Here is a 20148-nt window from a genome sequence, read left to right as displayed (position 1 = left end):
TAGCTCAGCCCTGGGAGCGTCAGGACATCGCTGTGCGATGTCCGGGAGCGCCGAAGAAAGAACGACCACTCATGACCCCTCCGTCGCGTAAGACGCGACACCTCCCCATCTGCATGGGGAGGCGAAGGAGTCACCGTCCCCGGAAGGCGCGTGTGATCTGGTCGCTGAGCGGCTTCACCAGGAACGACGCCACGGTGCGCGGCGTGGTCTCGATGAAGGCCTCGACCGGCATGCCGGCCAGCAGTTGCAATCCCTCGAGACGGGAGAGTTCGCCTTCGGAAACGCGGATGCGCACGGAGTAATAAGGCTCGGTCGTCTTGTCTTCCTGCGAAACGTCGGCGCCGATATGGATCACCTCGCCGTCGACCTCTGGCGTCGTGCGCTGGTTGAACGCCGCGAAACGCAGGACGGCGTGCTGGCCGATATGGATCTGGTCGATATCCTGTGGCGGCACCTTGGCATCGACGATCAGCGATTCCGAATCGGGCACGATCAGCATGAGAGGCTCGCCGGCCTGGACGACGCCGCCGACCGTATGGACGTTTCGCTGGAACACCCTGCCGTCCTGCGGCGACACGAGATCGATACGCTTCAGCTGATCGTCGGCCGAGATGCGGCGTTCGGTCATCTCCGATTTCTTGGCGCGGATTTCGGCCAGTTCCTTGCCCACGTCGGTGGCAAGATCCTGATCGATCTGGTGGATCTTGAGTTCCAGCTCGGCGATGCGGCCGCGGCTTTGCGCCAGGGAGGCGATCAGGGCGGATCGCTCGCCTTCCATGCGGGCGGAATCGCGCTCGAGCGTGGTGACGCGGCTGATCGGCACGAGATTCTGCTTCCAGAGCACGCGAACGCCGTCCAGTTCCTGCGCCAGAAGCTTCAGTTCCTTGCCCTTGGCGGCTTCCTGCGCCTCCGTGCCCTCGATCTGCAGATTGAGCTGCTTGATCTGCTCGCGCAGCTGCGCCTTCTGGCCGTCGCGCGCCGTGCGGCGCATCTCGAACAGTCTCTGCTCGCCGGTCATCAGGCGGGCGATCTCGGGGTCGCTGGCCCGCGCCGTCAGGTCGGACGGAAACTCGACAGCCGTGGCATTGTCGCGCTCCGCCTCGAAGCGTGCCTGCCGCGCCGCCATCTCCTCGAGCGACTTGGTCACGATCCCGAGATTCGCCTTGGCCTGCGTCCCATCGAGCCGGACGACCACGTCGCCCTGCTTCACCCGGTCGCCTTCCTTGACGAGGAGCTCGCCGATGACACCGCCGGTCGGGTGCTGGATCTTCTTGACGTTGGTGTCGACGACCAGCTTGCCGGACGCGATCACCGCGCCGGACAGTTGCGTCGTGGCAGCCCAGCCGCCGATCCCGAAGACGAGGAGGAAGCAGGCCGTCACACCGATCAGGAGAGGCTTGCGGGTGGCGCCTTGAATGGATGCGGGCCGGTCCTGCTTCATGATGGCTCTCGCGCGCGAACCACCGGCGCGCGCAGGGGCGTCGGCTGGGGCGCAGCCGGCGGCGGCGCGGCGGCCTTCAGGGTCTCGCGCAGGACGGCATCCTTGGGACCGAACGCCTGCTGCCGGCCGCCCCGCATCACCAGGAGCTGGTCGACCGCGGCCAGGGCACTCGGCCGGTGGGCGACGACGATGGCAATGCCGCCGCGCGCCCGCACGGACATGATCGCCCGGGTCAGGGCCTCCTCGCCCTCATGGTCGAGGCTCGAATTGGGCTCGTCCAGCACCACGAGGAACGGATCGCCATAGAGCGCGCGCGCCAGCCCGACGCGTTGGCGCTGTCCGGCCGACAGGGCGGTGCCGCCCTCGCCCATCTCGGTTTCGTATCCGTTGGGCAGGCCGAGGATCAGCTCGTGCACACCGGCGGCCTGCGCTGCCGCAATCACCTTCGCGGCGTCGGGTTCGGGCTCCAGCCGCGCGATGTTCTGCGCGACCGTGCCGGCGAACAGCTCCATGTCCTGGGGCAGGTAGCCGATATGCTCGCCCAGCGCTTCGGAAGACCACTGGTCCAGCGTGGCGCCGTCGATCCGGACCTTGCCGTTGACGGGCCGCCACACACCCACGAGCGCACGGACGAGCGACGACTTGCCCGAGGCGCTGGGGCCGATGATGCCCACCCCCTGGCCTGCCTTCAGGCCGAAGGCGATGTCACGGGCGACCAGCGTGTTCACGCCCGGCGGCGCCACGCTGACCATCTCGACCGACAGCGACGCCTTCGGCTTGGGCAGCTGCATGACGTCCCGATCCTCGGGAATCCGGGCGAGCAGATTGTTGAGCCGGTGCCAGCTCTGGCGGGCCGAGACGAAGACGCGCCACTGCGCGATCACCTGCTCGATCGGCGCAAGGGCACGGGCCGAGAGAATGGAGCCGGCGATGATGATGCCGGCCGTGGCCTGCTGCTTGATCACCAGATAGGCGCCGACCGCCAGCACCGCCGACTGAAGCGCCATGCGCAGCGCGCGCGAGAAGCTTCCCATGCCGCCGGTGATGTCGCCCGCCCGCTGGTGGGCGCTGACGTAACGACGTCCGTAGTCCGCCCACTGGTGGGCGAAACGCCCGACCATGCCCATGGCATGCAGGACCTCCGAATTGCGGCGGCTGGACTCGGCGAGGCTGGTGCGGCGGCTGGAGAGGGACGAGACCTCGATCGACGGCTGGCGGACCTTGACCTCGGTGACGAAGGTGATGGCGACCAGGATCAGGGCGCCGACGGTTGCCGTCAGTCCGATCAGGGGATGGAACAGGTAGCAGATGCCGAGATAGAGCGGCATCCAGGGCAGGTCGAACAGCGCCGCAGGGCCAGGGCCGGACATGAAACCGCGGATCTGGTCGAGGTCGCGGACCGGCTCGAAGCCATTCATCTGCGGCGCCCGCAGCGGCAGTTTGACCAGCAGGTGGTAAATTCGCCGGTCCATCGTCTCGGCAAATCCGCCGGCGATCCGGATGAGGACACGGTTGCGGACGATGTCCAGGATCGCCTGGAAGCCGTAGAGGCCGAGAGCCAGCAAGCAGAGCGCGACCAGGGTGGGAACACTGCGGCTCGGCAGCACCCGATCATACACCTGGAGCATAAAGAACGAGCCGGTGAGATAGAGAACGTTGAGGACGGCCGTGAACACCGCCACGCCCAGATAGGACGTACGGCATGACCGTATCGCCTCCGCCAGCTCGGTCCGTGGCGATCCCGATGCAGGAAATGGGGCCCGCGTCATGCTGCTTGTCTTACCCCTCGTACGCCGCCCTGCCGTCCTCGAACGGCGGGCACGTGAGACCCACTAGCATCGACAAACCACGGCTGTCTCTCCCTTTCGCCCCCCGAAAACCGCTTTTGACTGGGAATTCGCGGACTTTACACATAGGGAATGGCAGACCCTACCCTAGGGTTGGTGGCTTGAGGTTGCAGTGCACCCGAACGTCGCCCATCTTCAGGCCGCCGCATATTCCGTGCGATCGCCCCAAGAGTTCAAACTAAGCAGACGGAAACGGTCAGCATGCCTTCAGCGCCTCCAGTCGGAGTGGTCATTGCCAACTACAACAATGGCGCCTTCGTGGGACGCGCGATCGAATCGGTCGCCCGCCAGTCCTGCCGCAACCTGCGCACCATCGTCGTCGACGACGCGTCGACCGACAATTCTCACGAAGAAATCCGCAGCTGCCTGTCGCGCCTCGGTGATTCGAGGTTCGACTATATTCGCCTGGAAACCAATCTCGGACAGACCGGTGCGATCAAGCGCGGCCTTGCGCAACTCGATACGCCCTTCGTCGGCTTCCTCGATTCCGATGACATGTGGTACGAAAATTTCATAGAGCGGCACTTGTGTGTTCACATGAACGCCGACTTCCCCGTCGCCCTCACCTACTGTGACTCCCATATCGTCAATGCGGACGACCATCTTCTGGCTGGCACCGCCTGGTGGTTCGAGCATGTCGGCACGGCGAACAATGCTTTCGAATCGGCTGTCGTGCCGGCGATCGACGCAGCGACTGGCGAATTTCGCTTTCCCCCGAATGGCCGGCTGACCTTCCATCCCCACTGGACGGCGCTGAGCGCCACGAACAGCATGGCGAGCATGATGTTCCGTCGCAGCTTCGTGGATCTCGTGCTCGTCGTCCCCGACAGCGACCTCAGACTCTATCTCGACTATTACCTGTCGACCTTCGCCGGACTGCTGACGGGATCCATCGCCATTCACGATGCGCTCTATGCCTATCGGATGCATGGTTCCAACAAGCACTCGAACGCGACCGTCATGGGCGGAACCTACAATTCGTCGACCAAGGACTGGGGACCGATCAGCAATCACATTCTCCAGCTGGTCCAACGCATTCTCGACGAGGAAGCCCCCGCCATCCGGGGCGCCTTCGGAGACTGGCGTCACTCGAACTCGAAGGCGCTGGTGAAGCGGGCCCTCGATGCCCGGGCGCCCGGCAGCAGGGGCGCGTGGATCCGCAGCGTCGACTCGCTTTCGGCAAAGATGCAGACCGTGCTCAGCCGCGGCCGTTCGGTCCTGACCGGACGACGATGACTCCTCGAACGCGTCAACCGGTGTGAGACGGAGCCGCCACAGCGCTGTCTTCGTCGGCACGGCCCGCGACTGCGCCCGCTGGCTGCCGGACGTCCTGAACAATTTCGCGCGACTGGAGAGCCTGTACGACCGCACGGCCTTCGTCTTCGCCGTCAGCGACGCAACCGATTCCACGGCGGGGCTGTTGCGCGAGTGGATGGGCAAGGACAGGGCAGGAAAGGTGGTCGAGCTTGGGCAACTCGCTGCGCGGCTCAAGCTGCGGACCGAGCGGATTGCCTATGCCCGCAACGCCTACCTGGACGAGGCTCGGCGCTCACCATGGGGAGAATACAGCCGCCTGGTGGTCGCGGACATGGACGATGTCCTGGCAGTGCCGCTTGACGTCGATGCCTTCGCGCGGGGCTCCGCCTGGCTCGACGAGGCGCCGGACCGCGCCGCAATTTTCGCCAGTGCCGCGCCGCGATACTATGACATTTGGGCACTGAGGCATCCGACCTGGAGCCCGCACGACTGCTGGCACCGGATATGGGAACGCCCGGCCTCACAGTCGTTCGAGGCGGCAAAATTCCGAGAGGTGTTCGCCCGCCAGATCGCCTTGCCGAGGCAAATGCGACCGATCGAAGTCCGCTCGGCTTTCGGAGGATTGGGCCTCTACCGCATGTCGTACGCCCTGAATTCGAGATATGTCGGTCTCGACGCCCAGGGGCGTGAGGTTTCCGAGCATGTCGCCTTCAACGAAGCGATCGGGCATGCCGGCGGCCGCCTATATGTCTTTCCCGAACTTCAGGTCAGGGCACCACAACAACACCTCTACAACGCCGCCGAGTTCGACTTCCGGTGGCGCGCTGCGATGTGGCTACGAGATACCATTGAACACTATCGCCCTGCCTGGCGTACATTGCCCGGCCACCAATGAATACGCTCATCATCGACCCGGCCATTCATTCGCGCGGCGGTCATCACTACGCCGCGATCGATCGGCTGCAGGCCGACCTCTCGCGGCTGGGAATCGACGCGCCCTGCCTCGGTTCGACCTCCGCCGCGCCCGACGTCGTGCGCAGCCTCTGCTGCTGGCCCGCTTTCACCAGCCCCGTCTATGGTCGCGCCTACGCCAGTCCCAGGGAATTCGAGGTCCGCGTCGACCAGACGAGCCGCGAACTGTCGCGCGCTCTGAAGCGTCTGGGCGCATGGCCCGACATCCTCATCCTGCCCTGCTGCGACCAGGTACTGGCCGCCTCGGTGGCACGCGTGCTGAGGCGCCATCCGATGAAGCCTGCACCGCAGGTGCTGATGTGGCTGCTCTACGGTCCCGACTACCGGCTCGCGCCGGACAATCCCGCCGCCATACCTTTCCACACGGAAACTCGTCGCGCCTTCACCGCGCTTCTCAGGGCAGTTGGGCACCCGCGGCGCCTCGTTGCCTACAGCGAGACCGAAGCAATGGCCGCCTTCTATCGCAAGCTGCTGCCCTTCGACATAGGCGTCGCACCGGGTGCCGGCATCGCCCTGCCCTCCGCAGGGGACGCGCATTCGGACACCAGCGACCATCCCCGTTTGACGGTCGCCGGCTTCGCCAATCGCTCGAAGGGCTATCGCCTGCTGCCCGAGGCGATCCCGCGGCTGCTGGAACGTCACGCCACGTCGAGCTTTACCGTTCATGGCATCGTCTCCGGATCGGATGGCGAGGACGACAGCTGGATCTTCGACGATCTCGAGAGGCTGGGGCCACGCGTGGATGTACGCAGAGGCGTGCTATCCGACGAAGACTATGTCGCCCTGCTGTCGCACACCGACCTGCTGCTGCTTCCCTATGATCCCGGGTCCTACAGGGCGCGTGGCTCAGCGATGTCCCACGAGGCACGGCGGATGGGTATTCCCATCGTGGCGCCCGCCGATTGCGCCTTCGCCTGGCCAGCCTTTCACGAGGGTTGGGGCGTTGCCATGTCCCGCTACAGCCCGCATGGCCTCGCTGAGGCGGCGGTCGACGCTCTCGGCCGGCTGGATACCCTGAAATCCCAGGCGTGGGTCGTTGCCACCATGACCAGGGATCCGCTGGAGGGCATTCTGGAAGCCACCGTCGAGGCCGCGCGCGCGCGCCACGGTACCGCCGCCCCGATTCGCCGCCTGTTAGGGTTCGCTTCTTAAGCCGAGCGACGCCAGGTAGGACCAGTGCACCGTGCCACTGGTGAAGCGGATGCCCTCGAGATATTGCCCGATGGCCCGGTCCACCAGCTCCTGCGATGGCTTGTCCTTTCGGGCGCCGTCGGCGTAGGCCACGATCTCGTTCCATCCGTCGGGGCGCGAGATGGATACGATGGTCGACGGCGTATCGAGATTCTTGTAGGTCCAGAACGACCAGCCGATCCCGTGCGTCTCGTGCAGGCGGCGGAACTCTGCGTTCCATTCGTCGGTGAGTTCGCCGGTCTCGCCGAGGAACAGCGGCACGTCGTAGAGATTGGCGAAGTTCAGGTGCCGCTGGATCGAGTCGCGCTTCGTCGACGCCCAGAACGAATGGTAGGTGTAGGCGAGGTTCCTCGCGAAGGGCGGGCCGAACATCGCGAAGCTCGAACTCCACTGGCCGCCGGCCAGGATCACGATGCGCTCGGGATCGACATCGCGAATCGCCGCCGTCGCGCGCTTGTAGAACGGCTCCAGCCGCGCGTTCAGCGTCGCCACGTCGTGATAGGGCGCAATCGGCTCGTTCAGGATGTCGTAGCCCAGGATCGCGGGATTGCCGCGATAGCGCTGCGCAACCGCCCGCCACAGCTTGACCGTGAGATCGCGATCGCGCCGCACATAGAACATCAGCGGGTAGCCGGGTCCGTCATCGTGGTTGATGCCGGTCTGGCCGCCAGGCGCGGCATGCAGGTCGGGGATCACGTAAAGTCCCGCGGCAGCGGCCCAGCCGACGACCCGGTCGAGCAGCGACCAGCCCTCGCCGCCGATCTCGCCCTCGGCGTTCATGAACAGCCGCCAGTGCAGCGGCACCCGCACCATGTTGAAGCCGACCGACTTGATGAAGCGGATATCGTCCTCGGTCACGTAGCTGTCACGATACCGGCGCCAGAAATCTGCGGCACGCTCCGGTCCCAGCAGTCGGTCGAAGGCGCCGTAGATCTGGCGCGGCGATTTCGCGACCTCGAACTTGAACATGTAGCCTTCGGGCATCAGCCAGTTGCCCAGGCTGATTCCCTTGAGGCGCAGGACGCGGCCGTCGGGCTCGACGAAATTCCTGCCTTCGATGCGCACCAGCGCCTCGGCGTGCACGGGTGCCGCGAGACCGAGCAGCAGCAGGAGAGCGACGAGGAGGCGCATGACGGGACTGTAGCAGGACACTAAGGTTCGTCCTGTCATGATTCTTGCCTCGCTCCTGCTGCCGATGGCCGTCGCTGCCATCGTGTTCCTGGTCCAGCGCGTCCGCCTGCCAGTCTTTCTCGCGATCATGGCCACCGTCGTGGTCTACGGCATCGCCGCCGACATGACCTTCCAGTCGGTCGGCAAGGCGTTCGGGCTGGGCTTCACGACGGCGCTGGAGCAGACCGGACTGCTGGTCATCGCGGGCGCCCTGGTCAGCGGCCTCGTGCTGCGCACGCCGCTCGGCACCGGCACGTCCGCCGCAGCGGGGCTGCTGGCAGGACTGGGAGCCTCCGCCTCCGGCGGGCTGGCGCTGCTGCAGCCCGCCGGGCAGGACGCCCCGCGGCGCGCGCTGGGCCTGGCCCTCACGCTGCTCGCGGTCGCGGCCCTCATGGCGCCCTCGCCGCTCGCCGTCGCCGCGGCCTCGGTCATGAAAGCCGACATCCCCACCGCATTCATGATCGCCCTGCCGGTCGCGGCGGTCGCCGTGGCGCTCGGCTGGTGGCACGTGGCGCGACAGGTCCCGTCGCAGCCGGCGGAGGGAGAGCTCTCCTGGGCGTGGCTGTGCATCGGCATCCCGCTCGTGCTGCTGGTCCTGCAGTCGGTGGCGCAGATGCCCAGCGAGCCCCTGGGCAAGGGCGGGGCGCGCGAATTCTATGTCGGCATCTCCAAGCCGCTGATGCTGACCGCGATCGCCGTCACTTTGGCGATCGTGTTCGCCCGCCGCTGGGAGCCGTCGGTCCTGGCCGGCCGGTCGTGGGCGCCGCTCCTGCTGGCCGTCGGCGCGGCGGGTGGCCTGGCCCGGGTGTTCGACGAGACCGGCATGTCGGAGCTGCTCGCGGAATACGCCCTGCAGCCACGCTACGGCGTGCTGACGCCGTTCCTGGTGGCCGCCATCGTGAAGACGATGCAGGGCAACTCGCTCACCGCCGTGCTCACCGCCTCGGGCATGGTCGAACCGATGCTTCCGGCACTGGGCCTCGACAGCGCCTCCGGCCGGGCCATCGCGGCGGCGGCCGTCGGCGCCGGCTCGATGGCGATCTGCCACGTCAACGACCCGTTCTTCTGGATCGCCGCCCATATGGGCCGGCTCTCGCCCGGTCGTGCGCTCTACGTGATCTCGATGGGCAGCGCCGTCATGGCGATCGGCGCCCTGGTGGTGATCGCGGCGATCCGCCAGTTCGTTTAGAGGGTCTTCGACCTCACCTTTCCAACACCGGCCTCACCCTTGTAAGTCGGCGTCTGCCGGATCGGCTAGACTAGCCGGCGCGGTGGCGGCGGGTAGACCGACTCACCCCGGGGCGTCGAAGCTCGTTCCTCAGCAAGGTCGCCCGTCCGTCGTTCCAGCGAACCCGAACAGTCGCGTGGGCCGCATCGCGAGCTCGCTTTCGCAAGGAAGGGTTGCCATGGAACACCGTCGCATTGTCGGCATCGACGTGTCGAAGGACCGACTGGATGTGCATGTCCTGCCGTCGCAGGAGGCCTTTGCGGTTTCCCGCGACGCAACAGGCCTCGTCGAGCTGTGCCGCCGCCTGGGCGACACGGTGGACCTCGTGGCGGTCGAAGCCACTGGCGGCTACGAGACCCTCGTCGCCGCGACCCTCTCGGACCACGGCATGCCTGTGGTGATCGTCAATCCGGCACAGGTCCGGGCCTTTGCCCAGGCGCTGGGACAGCGTGCCAAGACCGATCCGATCGACGCGTCGGTCATCGCCCGCTTCGCCGAGGCCACCCGGCCCCAGATCCGGCTGCTGCCCGATGGGGCCGCTCGCCTGCTTTCCGATCTGATGGCGCGCCGGCGCCAGATCGTCGAGATGATTGCGTCCGAACGTCAGCGCCTGTATCGCACCGAGCCGCCGCGCGTGCGCAAGAGCATCGAGCGATTGTTGAAGGCTCTTGAGCGCGAACTCGGCACTATCGACCATGACATCGATGGCGCCGTGCGCGGTTCACCGCTGTGGCGGGAGAAGGAAGACCTGCTGGCATCGGTGCCAGGCATTGGCTCGATCATCGCCAGGACCTTGCTGGCCGAACTGCCCGAGTTGGGGCGGCTCGATCATAAAAAAATTGCAGCGCTTGCCGGCCTGGCTCCCTACACACGCCAGTCCGGTCTCTGGAAGGGCAAGGCCCGCATCGGGGGCGGACGGGCGGTGGTCCGAACGGCCCTCTTCATTGGCGCCCAAGTCGCCAAGCGCTGGAACCCACCCTTGAAAACCTTCTACGAGCGCCTCATCGCCGCCGGTAAGACCAAGATGGTCGCCACCATCGCCGTCGCCCGCAAACTTCTTGTCATCCTCAACGCCATCCTCAGAGACAGGACACCATGGCAAAACGCTTGACCTCAGACACAGTCGCTGAGGAGCGCTCCACAGGAGCACGTCTCGAAGGGTGGGCACAAGCACCGCGTCTATTGCCCATCCTTCGAGACGGCCCTTCGGGCTCCTCAGGATGAGGTAAGGGGCGCAATTCAGAACGGAAAGATTCTACGGCAACAGCCCCTCCTCGCGCGCCTTGATCTGCAGGGCGAGGTAGCGGGAATAGATGCGGCACTGGGCCAGGCTGCCGGCGATGAACCACAGGCCGGGCTGCGGCGTCGGCTTGAACATGTTGGCGAGTTCGCCGCCGGCATCGAAGCCCCAGACCGGGCCGATCCGGTCGGCCACCGCGTCGCCCAGGAAGGCGCGGACCGTTTCCTGCTGGTTCTCGTAGCCGGTGGCGACCACCACCAGCTCGGCCTCGCGCAAGGTGCCGTCCTTCAGGCGCACGCCGCCGGCTTCGAACCCTGAGATGTCGTCGTACTGCAGCAGCTTGATGCGGCCGTCGACGATCATGTCGGAGCAGCCGACGTTGAAGTAGTAGCCGCCGCCGCGGCGCAGATACATCATCTGGAAGCCGGTATCGTCCTCGCCATAGGTCAGGCGGAAGCCGCGCTTCTCCAGCCCCGACAGGAGATCGCGGTCGACCCGGCGCATCTCGGCGGTCGAGAGCTGGTAGGCGCGCTGAAGCACCGCATAGGGCGAGGCCGCAGCCAGCAGGTCGCAATCCTCGAACGGCAGGCCTTCGGTGTAGATCGCATAGACCTTCTGCGCCTCGCGGATCGACACGACATAGGTCGGGCTGCGCTGCACCAGGGTCACGTCGGCGCCGCTGGCGCAAAGATCCTGCGCCACGTCGTGGCCGCTGTTGCCGGTACCCACGACGATCGCCTTGCGCCCCTTCCACGCCGCGCCGTTTGTGTAGGCGCCGGAATGCATCACCGTGCCGGCGAAGGCATCGAGGCCCGGCAGCGACGGCTTGATCGGAATGGCGCTGACGCCCGTGGCGAAGACGACATGGCGCGGATGCAGCGTCCTCTCCGTCCCGTCGCCCCGCTTCAAGGTCACGGTCCAGCGTTGCGTCGCCTCATCGTAGCGGCCCGCGGTGAGCTGCGTGTCGGTCCAGTAGTTGAGGTCGAGATTCTCGACATAGGACTCGAACCAGTTCGCCAGCTTGTCCTTGGGAATGAACACCGGAAAGGTCGAGGGGAACGGCATCAGCGGCAGGTGATTGACGTGCACCTCGTTGTGCAGGGTGAGCGAGTGATAGCGCCGCCGCCAGTTGTCGCCGATGCGCGGATGGCGATCGACGATCAGCGTATCGACGCCCAGCGCCCGCAGGCGCGCCGCGGTGGCGAGACCCGCCTGGCCGCCGCCGACGACCAGCACGGCCGGGTCGCGATCCTCATAGGCCTGCGCCTTCAGCCGCTGGTCGAGCCAGTTGTCGCCACCGAAGTCGCGGCTGTAGCGCTCGGCATCGCTCAATTCGCGCGGCTTGCCGTCGGGCCAGCCGTGCAGCTCCTCGAGGGTGGTGAGCAGCGACCAGGCCTGCCACGTCCCGCCCTCGTCGACGAGGCGCACCACGGCGTTGGCATGGCCGAAGGCGGTCTCGAATTCGAAGATCGCCTCGATGCAGCCGATGCCGGCCCGTTTCACGCGGCGCGGCGGCGTGCGCCTGTCGGGAACAGCCACATCCGTCGGGGCGGTGCGCGCCAGCACCGGCGCCAGCGCCATCTCGATCGCCGCCCGCCCGGAATGGGTGACGACGTCCCAGGTGAAGGCCAGCACGTCACGCCAATGCCCGTCGGGCAGGAATGTCGCGGCGATCGCCGCGGCATCCTGCGTCTGAAGCGCGGCCCCGAACGAATCGAGCCAGCGCGCGGCAATCTCTCCGGCTTCGTCCGGGACTTCTGCAAATTGTACGGACATCAAATCTACTCCCGAAGAGGGTCAGTCGAGCTTCACGCCCGAGGCCTTGACCGCGGGCTCCCAGAGCTTGCGGTCCTCGGCCAGGAACTGGTCGAAGCCGGCGCGGCCGGGCGGCGGCAGATCGAGGCCGAGATCGTCGTTCCAGCGCTTCTGGATCTCGGGCGACTTCAACGCCTCGGCGATAGCTGTCTCCAGTCTCGCGAGGATCGGCTCGGGCGTGCCGGCTGGCGCGCCGATTCCGTACCAGGAGGTGGCGACATAGCCCGGCACGGTCTCGGCGATCGCCGGGATGTCGGGCGCCGCCTTCGAGCGCTGGGCCGAGGTGACGCCAAGACCCTTCAGCTTGCCGCCGCGGACCTGCGGCAGCATCGAGGGCATGTTGGCAAACATCATGTTCACCACGCCCGCCATGAGATCGGAATAGACCGGACCGGCGCCCTTGTAGGGAACATGGATGATGTCGACGCCGGCCATCTTCTTGAACAGCTCGCCGCTCAGGTGCAGCGACGTGCCGGGGCCCGACGACGCGAAGGAATACTTGCCCGGCTCCTTCTTGCAGAGCGCGATCAGCTCCGCGACGTTGTTGGCCGGCAGTGAGGGCGTAACGCCCAGCAGGTTGGCGAGGATCGCGACGCGCGAGATCGCCACGATGTCCTTGTCCGGATTGTAGGGCAGTCTGGAATAGAGCATCGGGTTCAGCGTATGGCTCGCCACCGAGATGAGGCCCAGCGTGTATCCGTCGGGCGTTGCGCGCGCGAGTTCGACCGTGCCGATGTTGCCGCCGGCGCCGCCCTTGTTGTCGACGACGAAGGTTTGTCCGAAGGCCTTCGAGAGCTGGTCGCACATCAGCCGGCTCACCGTGTCGGTGCCGCCGCCGGGCGCGAAGGGGCAGATGAACTTCACGGTCTTGGCGGGCCATGTTCCCTGCGCCCGCACGATCGACGGCGCAGCAACCGATGGAACGGCCAGCGCAGCGGCCAGCAGTAACCGTCTCTTCATGGTGTTTCCTCGTTCATTTCTTGTTTTATGAACACGGAGCGTAGCGGCATCCGCTACTCTGTCCAGATGAGAGAGCCGAAAAGCGTACAGGCGTATATCGATCAGACCCCGTCCTGGCCCGACGGCACCCCCACCCCCAGCGTACCGATGACCCAGATGCAATGGCGTATCTGGACGCTTGCGACCGCCGGCAAGTTCTTCGAAGGCATGGTCGTGTTCATGACCGGCGTCGCCCTGCCGCTGATCGTCGAGGAGTTCGGCCTGTCGCCCGCGGGCAAGGGCATCGTGAGCGCCGCGACCCTGGCGGGGATCATGGTCGGTGCCGTGGCCCTGGGCGGGCTGGCCGACGTCTACGGCCGCCGCCGCATGTTCGTGATCGAGATGCTGGTCTTCCTCATCTTCCTGGCCGGACTGACCGTCGCGCCGAGCTTCGGCTGGCTGGTCGTCTTCCTGTTCGGCGTCGGCGTGGCGCTGGGCTGCGACTATCCCACCGCGCATCTCGTGATCTCGGAGAGCATTCCCAGCCGCGACCGCGGCAAGCTCGTGCTGGGCGCCTTCGCCTTCCAGGCGATCGGCGCGCTGGCCGGCACGGCGCTGGGCTGCGTGATCCTGACTTTGGAACCCTCACTCGGCGCCTGGCGCTGGATGTATGCCATGGTCATCGTCCCGGCCGCGTTCGTGGTGTGCGCCCGCCTGTTCGTGAGCGACAGCGGCCAGTGGCTGATGAGCCGCGGCCGCCGCGCCGAGGCCGAGCACGAGCTTCGGCGCCTGCTGAAGCGCGAGCCGCAATATCCCAAGCAGGTGCGACTGGCCGAGTTGGCGGAGTCCCCCCATCGCAGCCATCACCGGCGCGGCCGCTGGAGCGATCTCTTCGACAGCAAGAACCGGCGGGCAACCATCCTCGCCTCCGTGCCGTGGTTCCTGCAGGACCTCGGGACCTATGGCATCGGCATCTTCACGCCGACGATCCTCGCCCACACGATAGGTCACGAGATCACCAACGCCCACAACGTGTCGGCGCTGATCGCCCGCGACCTCCAGGGCGCGAAGGGGGCAGCGCTGGTCGACACGCTGCTGATCGTGGGCATCCTCGCCGCCGTGCTGATGTCCGACAGGGTCGGCCGCATCCGGCTGCAGGTTCTGGGGTTTCTCGGGTGCGCGGCCGGTTTGGCGATGGCGGCGCTGCAATCCCATGTCGAGGAGCCGGCGCGCACGATGCTGCTGTTCGGCGGCTTCATGCTTTTCAATTTCATGACCAACCTCGGGCCCAACGCGCAGACCTATCTGCTGGCCGGCGAGGTCTTCCCGACCCATATCCGCGCCAAGGGCGCGGGCTTCGCCGCCGCCTTTGCCAAGATGGGGGCCGTGCTGACGGCCTTCATCTTCCCGGTGGTCCTGGCCGACACCGGCACCGACGTGCTGCTGACCGCCCTCGTCTTCACCTCCCTTCTCGGCGCGCTGATCACCTGGTGGTTCCGCATCGAGACGGCAGGCGTCAATCTGGAGGAGATCGGGCGGTAAAATTCTCCCGCCGGGCTTCGCCTGGAGGCGAACGGCGGGTACCTTGGCCGCAATGGACTCGCCGATCCGGGAGCTGTTGCGCTCACCCGACTTCCTGCGACTGTGGCTGGTCGGCGCCTTCGCCAACGCGATGCGCTGGCTGGAGCTGCTGGCGTCGGGCCTGTTCGCCTGGGAAGTCACACACTCCGCCTTTGCCGTCACCGTCGTCGTCGCCCTGCGACAGATCCCGCAGCTCCTGTTCGGCGCTTTCGCGGGCGCCATCTCCGAGGCGCTGAACCGCAAGCTGATCTTCATGCTGGCGCTGGTCATCCCGGCGCTGATCTCGACCTTGCTGGCGACGCTTGCGGTCACCGGCCATCTCGCGGTCTGGCACGTGGCGCTCGGCAACCTCGTCTCCGGCATCATGTGGTCCACCGAAATGTCGACGCGTCGGCGCATGGTCGGCGAGGTCGCGGGGCCGCACCGCATCGTCAACGCCATCGCCCTCGACAGCGTCACCTCGGCGGCGACCCGCGCGGTCGGCCCGCTGCTGGGCGGCATCGCCTTCGAATGGCTGGGCATGAAGGGCGCCTACACCGTCACCGCCCTCGTGCAATTCGCCGGCGCCTTCGCCATCGCGGGCCTCGCGCATGCCCAACTGACCCGACGGCTCGACCTCGTGCGCATTCCGCACGACATCGCCGAAGGGCTGCGCTTCGCCTGGACGCGGCCCACCATCCTGCTGGTGTTCGGCGTCACCATCGTCACCAATGCTTTTGCGTTCGCCTATTCAGGCCTGGTGGCGCCGCTTGGCCAGGGAGAATTCCACGTCTCGCCGGCGCTGGTCGGCCTGCTGGCGGCCGGCGAGCCGCTGGGCGCCCTGATGGGCGGCGCGCTGATCGCGGCGGGTCTCCTGCGCCTGGACAGGCGCCTCGCCTTCGCCGGCGGCGCGGCGCTGTTCATGGTGGCGCTCATCTTCATGGCGCTGTCGCCATCCTACTGGCTGGCGCTGGCTCTGCTGATCATGGGCGGCTTCGGCACGGCGGGCTTCAGCAACATGCAATCGACCCTGATGCTGACCGAAGCACCGCCCGAGATGCGGTCCCGGCTGATGGGCGTCGTCACCGTGTGCATCGGCACCGGCCCGCTCGGCCAGCTCGCGGCCGGTGCGCTTTCAAGCCCACTCGGCTCGCGAGGGGCGATCGTCGTAATGGCGGCAACAGGCCTCGCCCTCACGGGAGCGATGGTGCTGGCTTTACGGAGAAAGCCAGCGCCGCCAGGGTTGTGACGTGACCTTACGGCCGAGGCGTCACTTCAGGAACTTCAGGCACTCACCGGCTGCTTCGGCGGCGGCGCGGGCGGTGTCGCGCGACATCGAGCCACCCATCACCATCGGACGGGCGACGCTGGTGAGGGCGTCCTTGATGTCGGTCTGGGGCGTCATGGTCGGCGCCACCTTGCCGTAGAGGAGCTGGCCGTCCTTGGAGAGCTGCGCGGAACACGCCGAGGCGGCGGCCTGATCGGCGGCCTGGGCGACGGCCGGCAGGAAGGACAGGCAGAGCAGGGGCAGAAGGATGCGGCGCATGAACTGGTATTCCTCGAAGGCTGGTTGCGGGCCGCAATATAGCGACTCCGCCAAGCCGGGCCATAGACCCCTGCGACGGCGCAATTGCGGCGACCGGACACCAGCACGCAACGCGCGGAGTCACAGCGCGTTCACCCTGAGCCGATGTGCTGCGGGTCCGCGGGACGGCCAGGGGATCTCACCATGAATATGTCGGCCGAAAGCATTCTCGTCATTCTCGTCGTAGGCATCGTGGCCGGCTGGTTGGCCGGCAAGGTGGTCCGGGGGACGGGCTTCGGGCTGGTGGGCGACCTTCTGGTCGGCATCGCCGGCGCGCTGTTCGCGGGCCTGCTGTTTCCTCGTCTGGGGCTCACCTTGGGCGGCGGACTCCTCAGCGAAATCCTGTTCGCGGCGCTGGGTGCGATCATCCTGCTGCTGATCGTCGGACTGGTGCGCGGGCGGCGGGCCTAGGCTCCCGCTCGCTTCCCTGCGCCCTTCGGGGCGTCAGGGGGCGTCAGGCGAGCTTCTCGACCGAAATCTCGTGGATGGCGCGGCCGTCGCGTTCGAAGCCCGTGATGTTGGCGATCGTGGTGCCGGCGATGCCCTGCAGAGCATCGGCGGTGAAGAACGCCTGATGCCCGGTGATGAGAACGTTGGGAAAGGACAGGAGCCGGGCGAAGACATCGTCCTGGATCACCTTGTCGGACAGATCTTCGAAGAAGAGGTCGGCCTCCTCCTCATAGACGTCGAGGCCGAGATGGCCGAGGCGGCCGTCCTTCAGCGCCGCGATCACCGCCGGCGTATCGATCACCGCGCCGCGGCTGGTGTTGATCAGCATCGCACCCGGGCGCATGCGGGCAAGCGCAGCCGCATCGATCAGGTGACGGGTTCCGGGCGTCAGCGGGCAATGGAGCGAAATGATATCGGAGGCGGCGAGCAGTTCGGGCAGATCGACATAGCGCACGCCCGCAGCGATGCAGGCCGGGTCGGGCGCCGGATCGACGGCAAGGATCGTGCAGCCGAAGCCCGCCAGGATGCGCGCGAAGGTGGCGCCGATCCGTCCGGTGCCGACGACTCCCACCGTCCGCCCCTTCATGTCGAACCCCAGCAGCCCCTCCAGCGCGAAGTTGCCCTCACGGACACGGGCATAGGCGCGGTGGATGCGGCGGTTCAGCGCCATAACGAGCGTGACCGCATGTTCGGCGACCGCATGCGGTGAATATTCGGGCACGCGCGCGACGGTGATGCCGAGCTTCCTGGCGGCGACGAGGTCGACATTGTTGAAACCGGTACAGCGCAACGCCACGAGGCGGACGCCGTGTCGGGCGAGCGCTTCCAGAACCCCCGCCGGAAGCGAATCGTTCACGAAGGCGCAAACGGCCGAGACGCCCTGCGCCAGGGCAGCGGTTTCGACCGTCAGGCGAGGTTCGAGATAGGCCAACTCATGGCGAGCGGAGGCGTTGGCGGCATCCAGGAAATGCCGGTCGTAGGGCTTGGTGCTGAAGACCGCGACGCGCACGGCTCGGCTCGGGTTGCCTCCGGCGCTCCTCTAGCCCTTCTGTCCCTGGCCGGTCGGTCGCTTGTCCTTCTTCACCGACTTCGGGCCCCCGCGCACCGCGTCCTTGGCGATCTGCTTGGTCGACACACGGAGGGCCGCCTGGTGCTGGCGGTCGTTGGGGGTGCGCTGGACGGTTTTGCTCATCACGGATCAACGCCCGCACCGCGGCGAAGTTGCATGCCGCGCGCACTGGCGAAGCGGCATCAACGGGGGCACAATCGGGCTACCCTCGGCGTCTGGCCGCGGCCGATAAGCGGTGCAGACGGTGCCGAACAGCGAGCAAAAGCCCCTTTCAGTTCAGTACGCGGAGAGCCCCTCAAAGCCCCGCCGCATGGACGGCCGCGCGCTCCGCAGCGAACGGACCAAACAGCTCATCATCGAAGCTTATCTGGCCCTGCTGGACGAGAGTCCGGAAATGCCGACGGCGTCACAGATCGCCAAGCGTGCCGGATATTCCGTGCGATCGGTCTTCGGGCGGTTCGACGACATGCTGGCGCTGACCGTCGCGGCCGCCGACTACGCCTTCGCCGAAGGGCTTTCCCGAGACGTGCATCGCCACGCGGGCGGCAGTCGCGCCAGGCGCCTGCGGGGCATGGTCGAGAGGCGCTCCGATCTTTTCGAGCGCTGGCTCCCGCTCTGGCGGGTGCTGCAGAACCATCAGAACGAATCGGAACTGGTGAGCGCGAGGATCGGCCGGATTCGCGACGCCATGTGGACGCGCCTGGCGCTGATCTACGGTGTCGAATTGGCTTCCCTTCCGGAGTTCGAGCGCAAGATGCTGCAGATCGCGCTGGAGCAGCTCACCGACTTCGAAAGCTGGGCCCGCATGCGTGAACGCCACGGCCTGTCGGTCGAAGAGGCGCGCGATGTCTGGATCATGGCGATCGACCGACTGCTGCCGCAGACCCCGCCACAAGAAGCGGAACCGGCGCGCGTTTGAGTACATTGTCTTTGAGCGCATTGTACCGGATCGGGCACGAAGTGAGGGAACAGCGGATGGAGAGTACGCGAACCGTCACCTTCGACTTCTACGGCACACTCGTTCAGTGGCATGAAGGCGTCGAAGCGTGCTTTCGCGACATCGTCAGGCGCCACGGCCAGCCGGCGAAGAATCTGGGCCCTCTCATCCACGCTTTCCATGGCGAGGGACGCAGGCTGCGCGACACGCCACCCTGGCGGCCCTATCGCGACGTGCTGCGCGAGAGCCTGCGTTTCGCGCTGAAGGACGGCGGGATGGCGATGGCGAACGCGGATGTCGACGGTCTGATCACCGGACTGTCACGACTGCCGGCGCATGGCGATGTGCCGGCCGCCCTCGCCGCCTTGCGGGCCGGCGGCTGGCGTCTCGCGGCGATCTCCAACACCGACGACGACCTGATCGCAGGCAGCCTGCCGAGCCTTGGACTCGACCTGGACGCGGTGATCACCGCCCAGCAGGCGCGCGCCTACAAACCCGACCTCCGCCTGTTCCGTTATGCTCACGACGTGCTGGGTGTGACGCCGCAGCAAACGGTGCATGTCGCGGCGAGCCAGCCCCTCGACATGGCGGTGTGCAAGGCGCTGGGTATCCGCGCCTATTGGGTCAATCGGCGGGCCGAGACGATGGACCCGCAATGGCTGCCCTTCACCGAGGTGAGGGACGTGGCTGAGGCAGCCGTGTCGATCCTCCGGTGAGGGCGATTCACGGCTGACGCTCAGGCGCGCACGAGCGTCTTGATGACGAGCGCAGGCTTGCCGGACTTCTCGGCGACTTCACGATCCTGCTCCGCGATGATTTCGCGGGCGGGCAGATCCTTCTCGAGCCCTTCGAGGGCCTCGAGCGGTACGCGGCGATTGGAGCGCTGGCTGCCGTCTTCGTAGGTGACGTTGAACAGCACGTACTCGGTACGCTTGCTGGATTTCTTGCCCATGGGGGCCTCCACATCGGTTCCGGTCCGTCGACTATGAGGGGGCATATGCGCTTTCCCCGTCGGGAACGCGTACAAGAAGCGTGTCGACCTGCAGGCAAACTCGCCGCAAGCCAACGAAAAACCCCGCACCCAGAGGGTGCGGGGCTATCTCGTGTCGCTGTTACGTGGCCGCCGTCACCGGCAGCCGCGTGATCAGCCGGCAGCCTTCAGATTGTCAGCCGACATCTTGCCGCTGCGACGATCGGAGACGAGTTCGTACTCGACCTTCTGACCTTCGTTGAGCGTGCTCATGCCAGCGCGCTCGACGGCGCTGATATGCACGAAGGCATCGGCACCGCCGTTGTCCGGCTGGATGAAGCCGAAGCCCTTCTGAATATTGAACCACTTCACGGTTCCCGTCGCCATGGGTAACCCTTTCACTACTTTAGATATGCTGACCCGCGCGCCGTCCCACATAAAAACTAAGGGAACGCGCAGCCGGCCGTCGAATTCGCA

Annotated in this window: 20 protein-coding genes; 10 read left to right on the top strand and 10 right to left on the bottom strand. The window is 66.6% G+C overall.

Annotated features, from left to right (window positions below):
- Positions 1–130 precede the first annotated feature (130 nt).
- Both ACQY78_RS19020 and ACQY78_RS19015 read right to left on the bottom strand, forming a co-directional pair.
- On the bottom strand, positions 131–1441 hold the full coding sequence (locus tag ACQY78_RS19020) for an HlyD family type I secretion periplasmic adaptor subunit (protein ID WP_428677615.1): 1311 nt from the start codon (positions 1439–1441) through the stop codon (positions 131–133).
- Positions 1438–3210: a type I secretion system permease/ATPase gene (locus ACQY78_RS19015; protein WP_428677613.1), complete on the bottom strand. Its 1773-nt coding sequence runs from the start codon at positions 3208–3210 to the stop codon at positions 1438–1440. Before ACQY78_RS19015 ends, ACQY78_RS19020 begins: the two co-directional genes overlap by 4 nt.
- A gap of 279 nt (positions 3211–3489) precedes the next feature.
- Here ACQY78_RS19015 and ACQY78_RS19010 point away from each other — a divergent pair, with 279 nt between their 5' ends.
- From ACQY78_RS19010 to ACQY78_RS19000, 3 genes are read left to right on the top strand one after another with little or no spacing between them, the layout of a single operon-like run.
- Positions 3490–4524, top strand: coding sequence for a glycosyltransferase family 2 protein (locus ACQY78_RS19010; RefSeq protein ID WP_428677611.1), 1035 nt, complete (start codon positions 3490–3492; stop codon positions 4522–4524).
- Between the two features lie 22 nt (positions 4525–4546).
- Positions 4547–5440, top strand: a complete 894-nt coding sequence (locus ACQY78_RS19005) for a hypothetical protein (RefSeq protein WP_428677609.1) — start codon at positions 4547–4549, stop codon at positions 5438–5440.
- Positions 5437–6669, top strand: coding sequence for a hypothetical protein (locus tag ACQY78_RS19000; RefSeq protein ID WP_428677608.1), 1233 nt, complete (start codon positions 5437–5439; stop codon positions 6667–6669). Before ACQY78_RS19005 ends, ACQY78_RS19000 begins: the two co-directional genes overlap by 4 nt.
- Here the strand turns inward: ACQY78_RS19000 and ACQY78_RS18995 are convergent.
- On the bottom strand, positions 6652–7878 hold the full coding sequence (locus ACQY78_RS18995) for a glycoside hydrolase family 5 protein (RefSeq protein ID WP_428677606.1): 1227 nt from the start codon (positions 7876–7878) through the stop codon (positions 6652–6654). The genes ACQY78_RS19000 and ACQY78_RS18995 overlap by 18 nt on opposite strands.
- Between ACQY78_RS18995 and ACQY78_RS18990 the strand changes: the two genes are divergently transcribed.
- Entirely contained in the window at positions 7877–9067 is a 1191-nt protein-coding gene (locus ACQY78_RS18990; RefSeq protein ID WP_428677604.1) for a hypothetical protein, read from the top strand. The two genes, ACQY78_RS18995 and ACQY78_RS18990, sit on opposite strands and share 2 nt — an antisense overlap.
- Before the next feature lie 217 nt (positions 9068–9284).
- Positions 9285–10217 (top strand): IS110 family transposase, encoded by a 933-nt coding sequence (locus ACQY78_RS18985; protein WP_428676352.1) that lies wholly within the window; start codon positions 9285–9287, stop codon positions 10215–10217.
- Positions 10218–10361: 144 nt separating this feature from the next.
- On the opposite strand, the gene ACQY78_RS18980 is transcribed toward ACQY78_RS18985, so the two are convergent.
- Both ACQY78_RS18980 and ACQY78_RS18975 read right to left on the bottom strand, forming a co-directional pair.
- Positions 10362–12122 carry a flavin-containing monooxygenase gene (locus ACQY78_RS18980; RefSeq protein ID WP_428677603.1) on the bottom strand — a complete coding sequence of 587 codons (1761 nt, stop codon included), beginning with the start codon at positions 12120–12122 and terminating at the stop codon, positions 10362–10364.
- Positions 12123–12143: 21 nt separating this feature from the next.
- Entirely contained in the window at positions 12144–13121 is a 978-nt protein-coding gene (locus ACQY78_RS18975) for a Bug family tripartite tricarboxylate transporter substrate binding protein (protein WP_428677602.1), read from the bottom strand.
- A 156-nt stretch (positions 13122–13277) separates the two neighbouring features.
- On the opposite strand from ACQY78_RS18975, the gene ACQY78_RS18970 reads away from it, so the two are divergent.
- Positions 13278–14642 carry an MFS transporter gene (locus tag ACQY78_RS18970; RefSeq protein WP_428677600.1) on the top strand — a complete coding sequence of 455 codons (1365 nt, stop codon included), beginning with the start codon at positions 13278–13280 and terminating at the stop codon, positions 14640–14642.
- 52 nt (positions 14643–14694) lie between these two features.
- The gene (locus tag ACQY78_RS18965; RefSeq protein WP_428686435.1) at positions 14695–15909 is read left to right on the top strand and encodes an MFS transporter; all 1215 of its coding nucleotides are present in this window, start codon (positions 14695–14697) and stop codon (positions 15907–15909) included.
- A 21-nt stretch (positions 15910–15930) separates the two neighbouring features.
- On the opposite strand, the gene ACQY78_RS18960 is transcribed toward ACQY78_RS18965, so the two are convergent.
- A complete protein-coding gene (locus ACQY78_RS18960) occupies positions 15931–16206 on the bottom strand; it encodes a hypothetical protein (RefSeq protein ID WP_428677598.1) in 276 nt (91 codons plus the stop codon).
- A 183-nt stretch (positions 16207–16389) separates the two neighbouring features.
- On the opposite strand from ACQY78_RS18960, the gene ACQY78_RS18955 reads away from it, so the two are divergent.
- Positions 16390–16656 (top strand): GlsB/YeaQ/YmgE family stress response membrane protein, encoded by a 267-nt coding sequence (locus ACQY78_RS18955; RefSeq protein ID WP_428677597.1) that lies wholly within the window; start codon positions 16390–16392, stop codon positions 16654–16656.
- 43 nt (positions 16657–16699) lie between these two features.
- Here the strand turns inward: ACQY78_RS18955 and ACQY78_RS18950 are convergent, their stop codons facing one another.
- Both ACQY78_RS18950 and ACQY78_RS18945 read right to left on the bottom strand, forming a co-directional pair.
- Positions 16700–17704 carry a 2-hydroxyacid dehydrogenase gene (locus ACQY78_RS18950; RefSeq protein ID WP_428677595.1) on the bottom strand — a complete coding sequence of 335 codons (1005 nt, stop codon included), beginning with the start codon at positions 17702–17704 and terminating at the stop codon, positions 16700–16702.
- A 30-nt stretch (positions 17705–17734) separates the two neighbouring features.
- Positions 17735–17887: a hypothetical protein gene (locus ACQY78_RS18945; protein WP_298311609.1), complete on the bottom strand. Its 153-nt coding sequence runs from the start codon at positions 17885–17887 to the stop codon at positions 17735–17737.
- Between the two features lie 187 nt (positions 17888–18074).
- Between ACQY78_RS18945 and ACQY78_RS18940 the strand changes: the two genes are divergently transcribed.
- The gene (locus ACQY78_RS18940; RefSeq protein WP_428677593.1) at positions 18075–18683 is read left to right on the top strand and encodes a TetR/AcrR family transcriptional regulator; all 609 of its coding nucleotides are present in this window, start codon (positions 18075–18077) and stop codon (positions 18681–18683) included.
- Positions 18684–18739: 56 nt separating this feature from the next.
- Positions 18740–19417 carry a haloacid dehalogenase type II gene (locus ACQY78_RS18935; RefSeq protein ID WP_428677591.1) on the top strand — a complete coding sequence of 226 codons (678 nt, stop codon included), beginning with the start codon at positions 18740–18742 and terminating at the stop codon, positions 19415–19417.
- A 20-nt stretch (positions 19418–19437) separates the two neighbouring features.
- On the opposite strand, the gene ACQY78_RS18930 is transcribed toward ACQY78_RS18935, so the two are convergent.
- Together ACQY78_RS18930 and ACQY78_RS18925 are read right to left on the bottom strand one after the other, a co-directional pair.
- Positions 19438–19653, bottom strand: a complete 216-nt coding sequence (locus ACQY78_RS18930; protein ID WP_425069256.1) for a hypothetical protein — start codon at positions 19651–19653, stop codon at positions 19438–19440.
- Between the two features lie 192 nt (positions 19654–19845).
- On the bottom strand, positions 19846–20058 hold the full coding sequence (locus ACQY78_RS18925) for a cold-shock protein (protein ID WP_425069255.1): 213 nt from the start codon (positions 20056–20058) through the stop codon (positions 19846–19848).
- Positions 20059–20148: the final 90 nt, after the last annotated feature.

It is taken from the genome of Reyranella sp. (assembly GCF_965279625.1).
Lineage (GTDB): Bacteria > Pseudomonadota > Alphaproteobacteria > Reyranellales > Reyranellaceae > Reyranella.
Note: the sequence above shows the minus strand (reverse complement) of the source record. Positions and strands in the feature narration are given on the sequence as shown.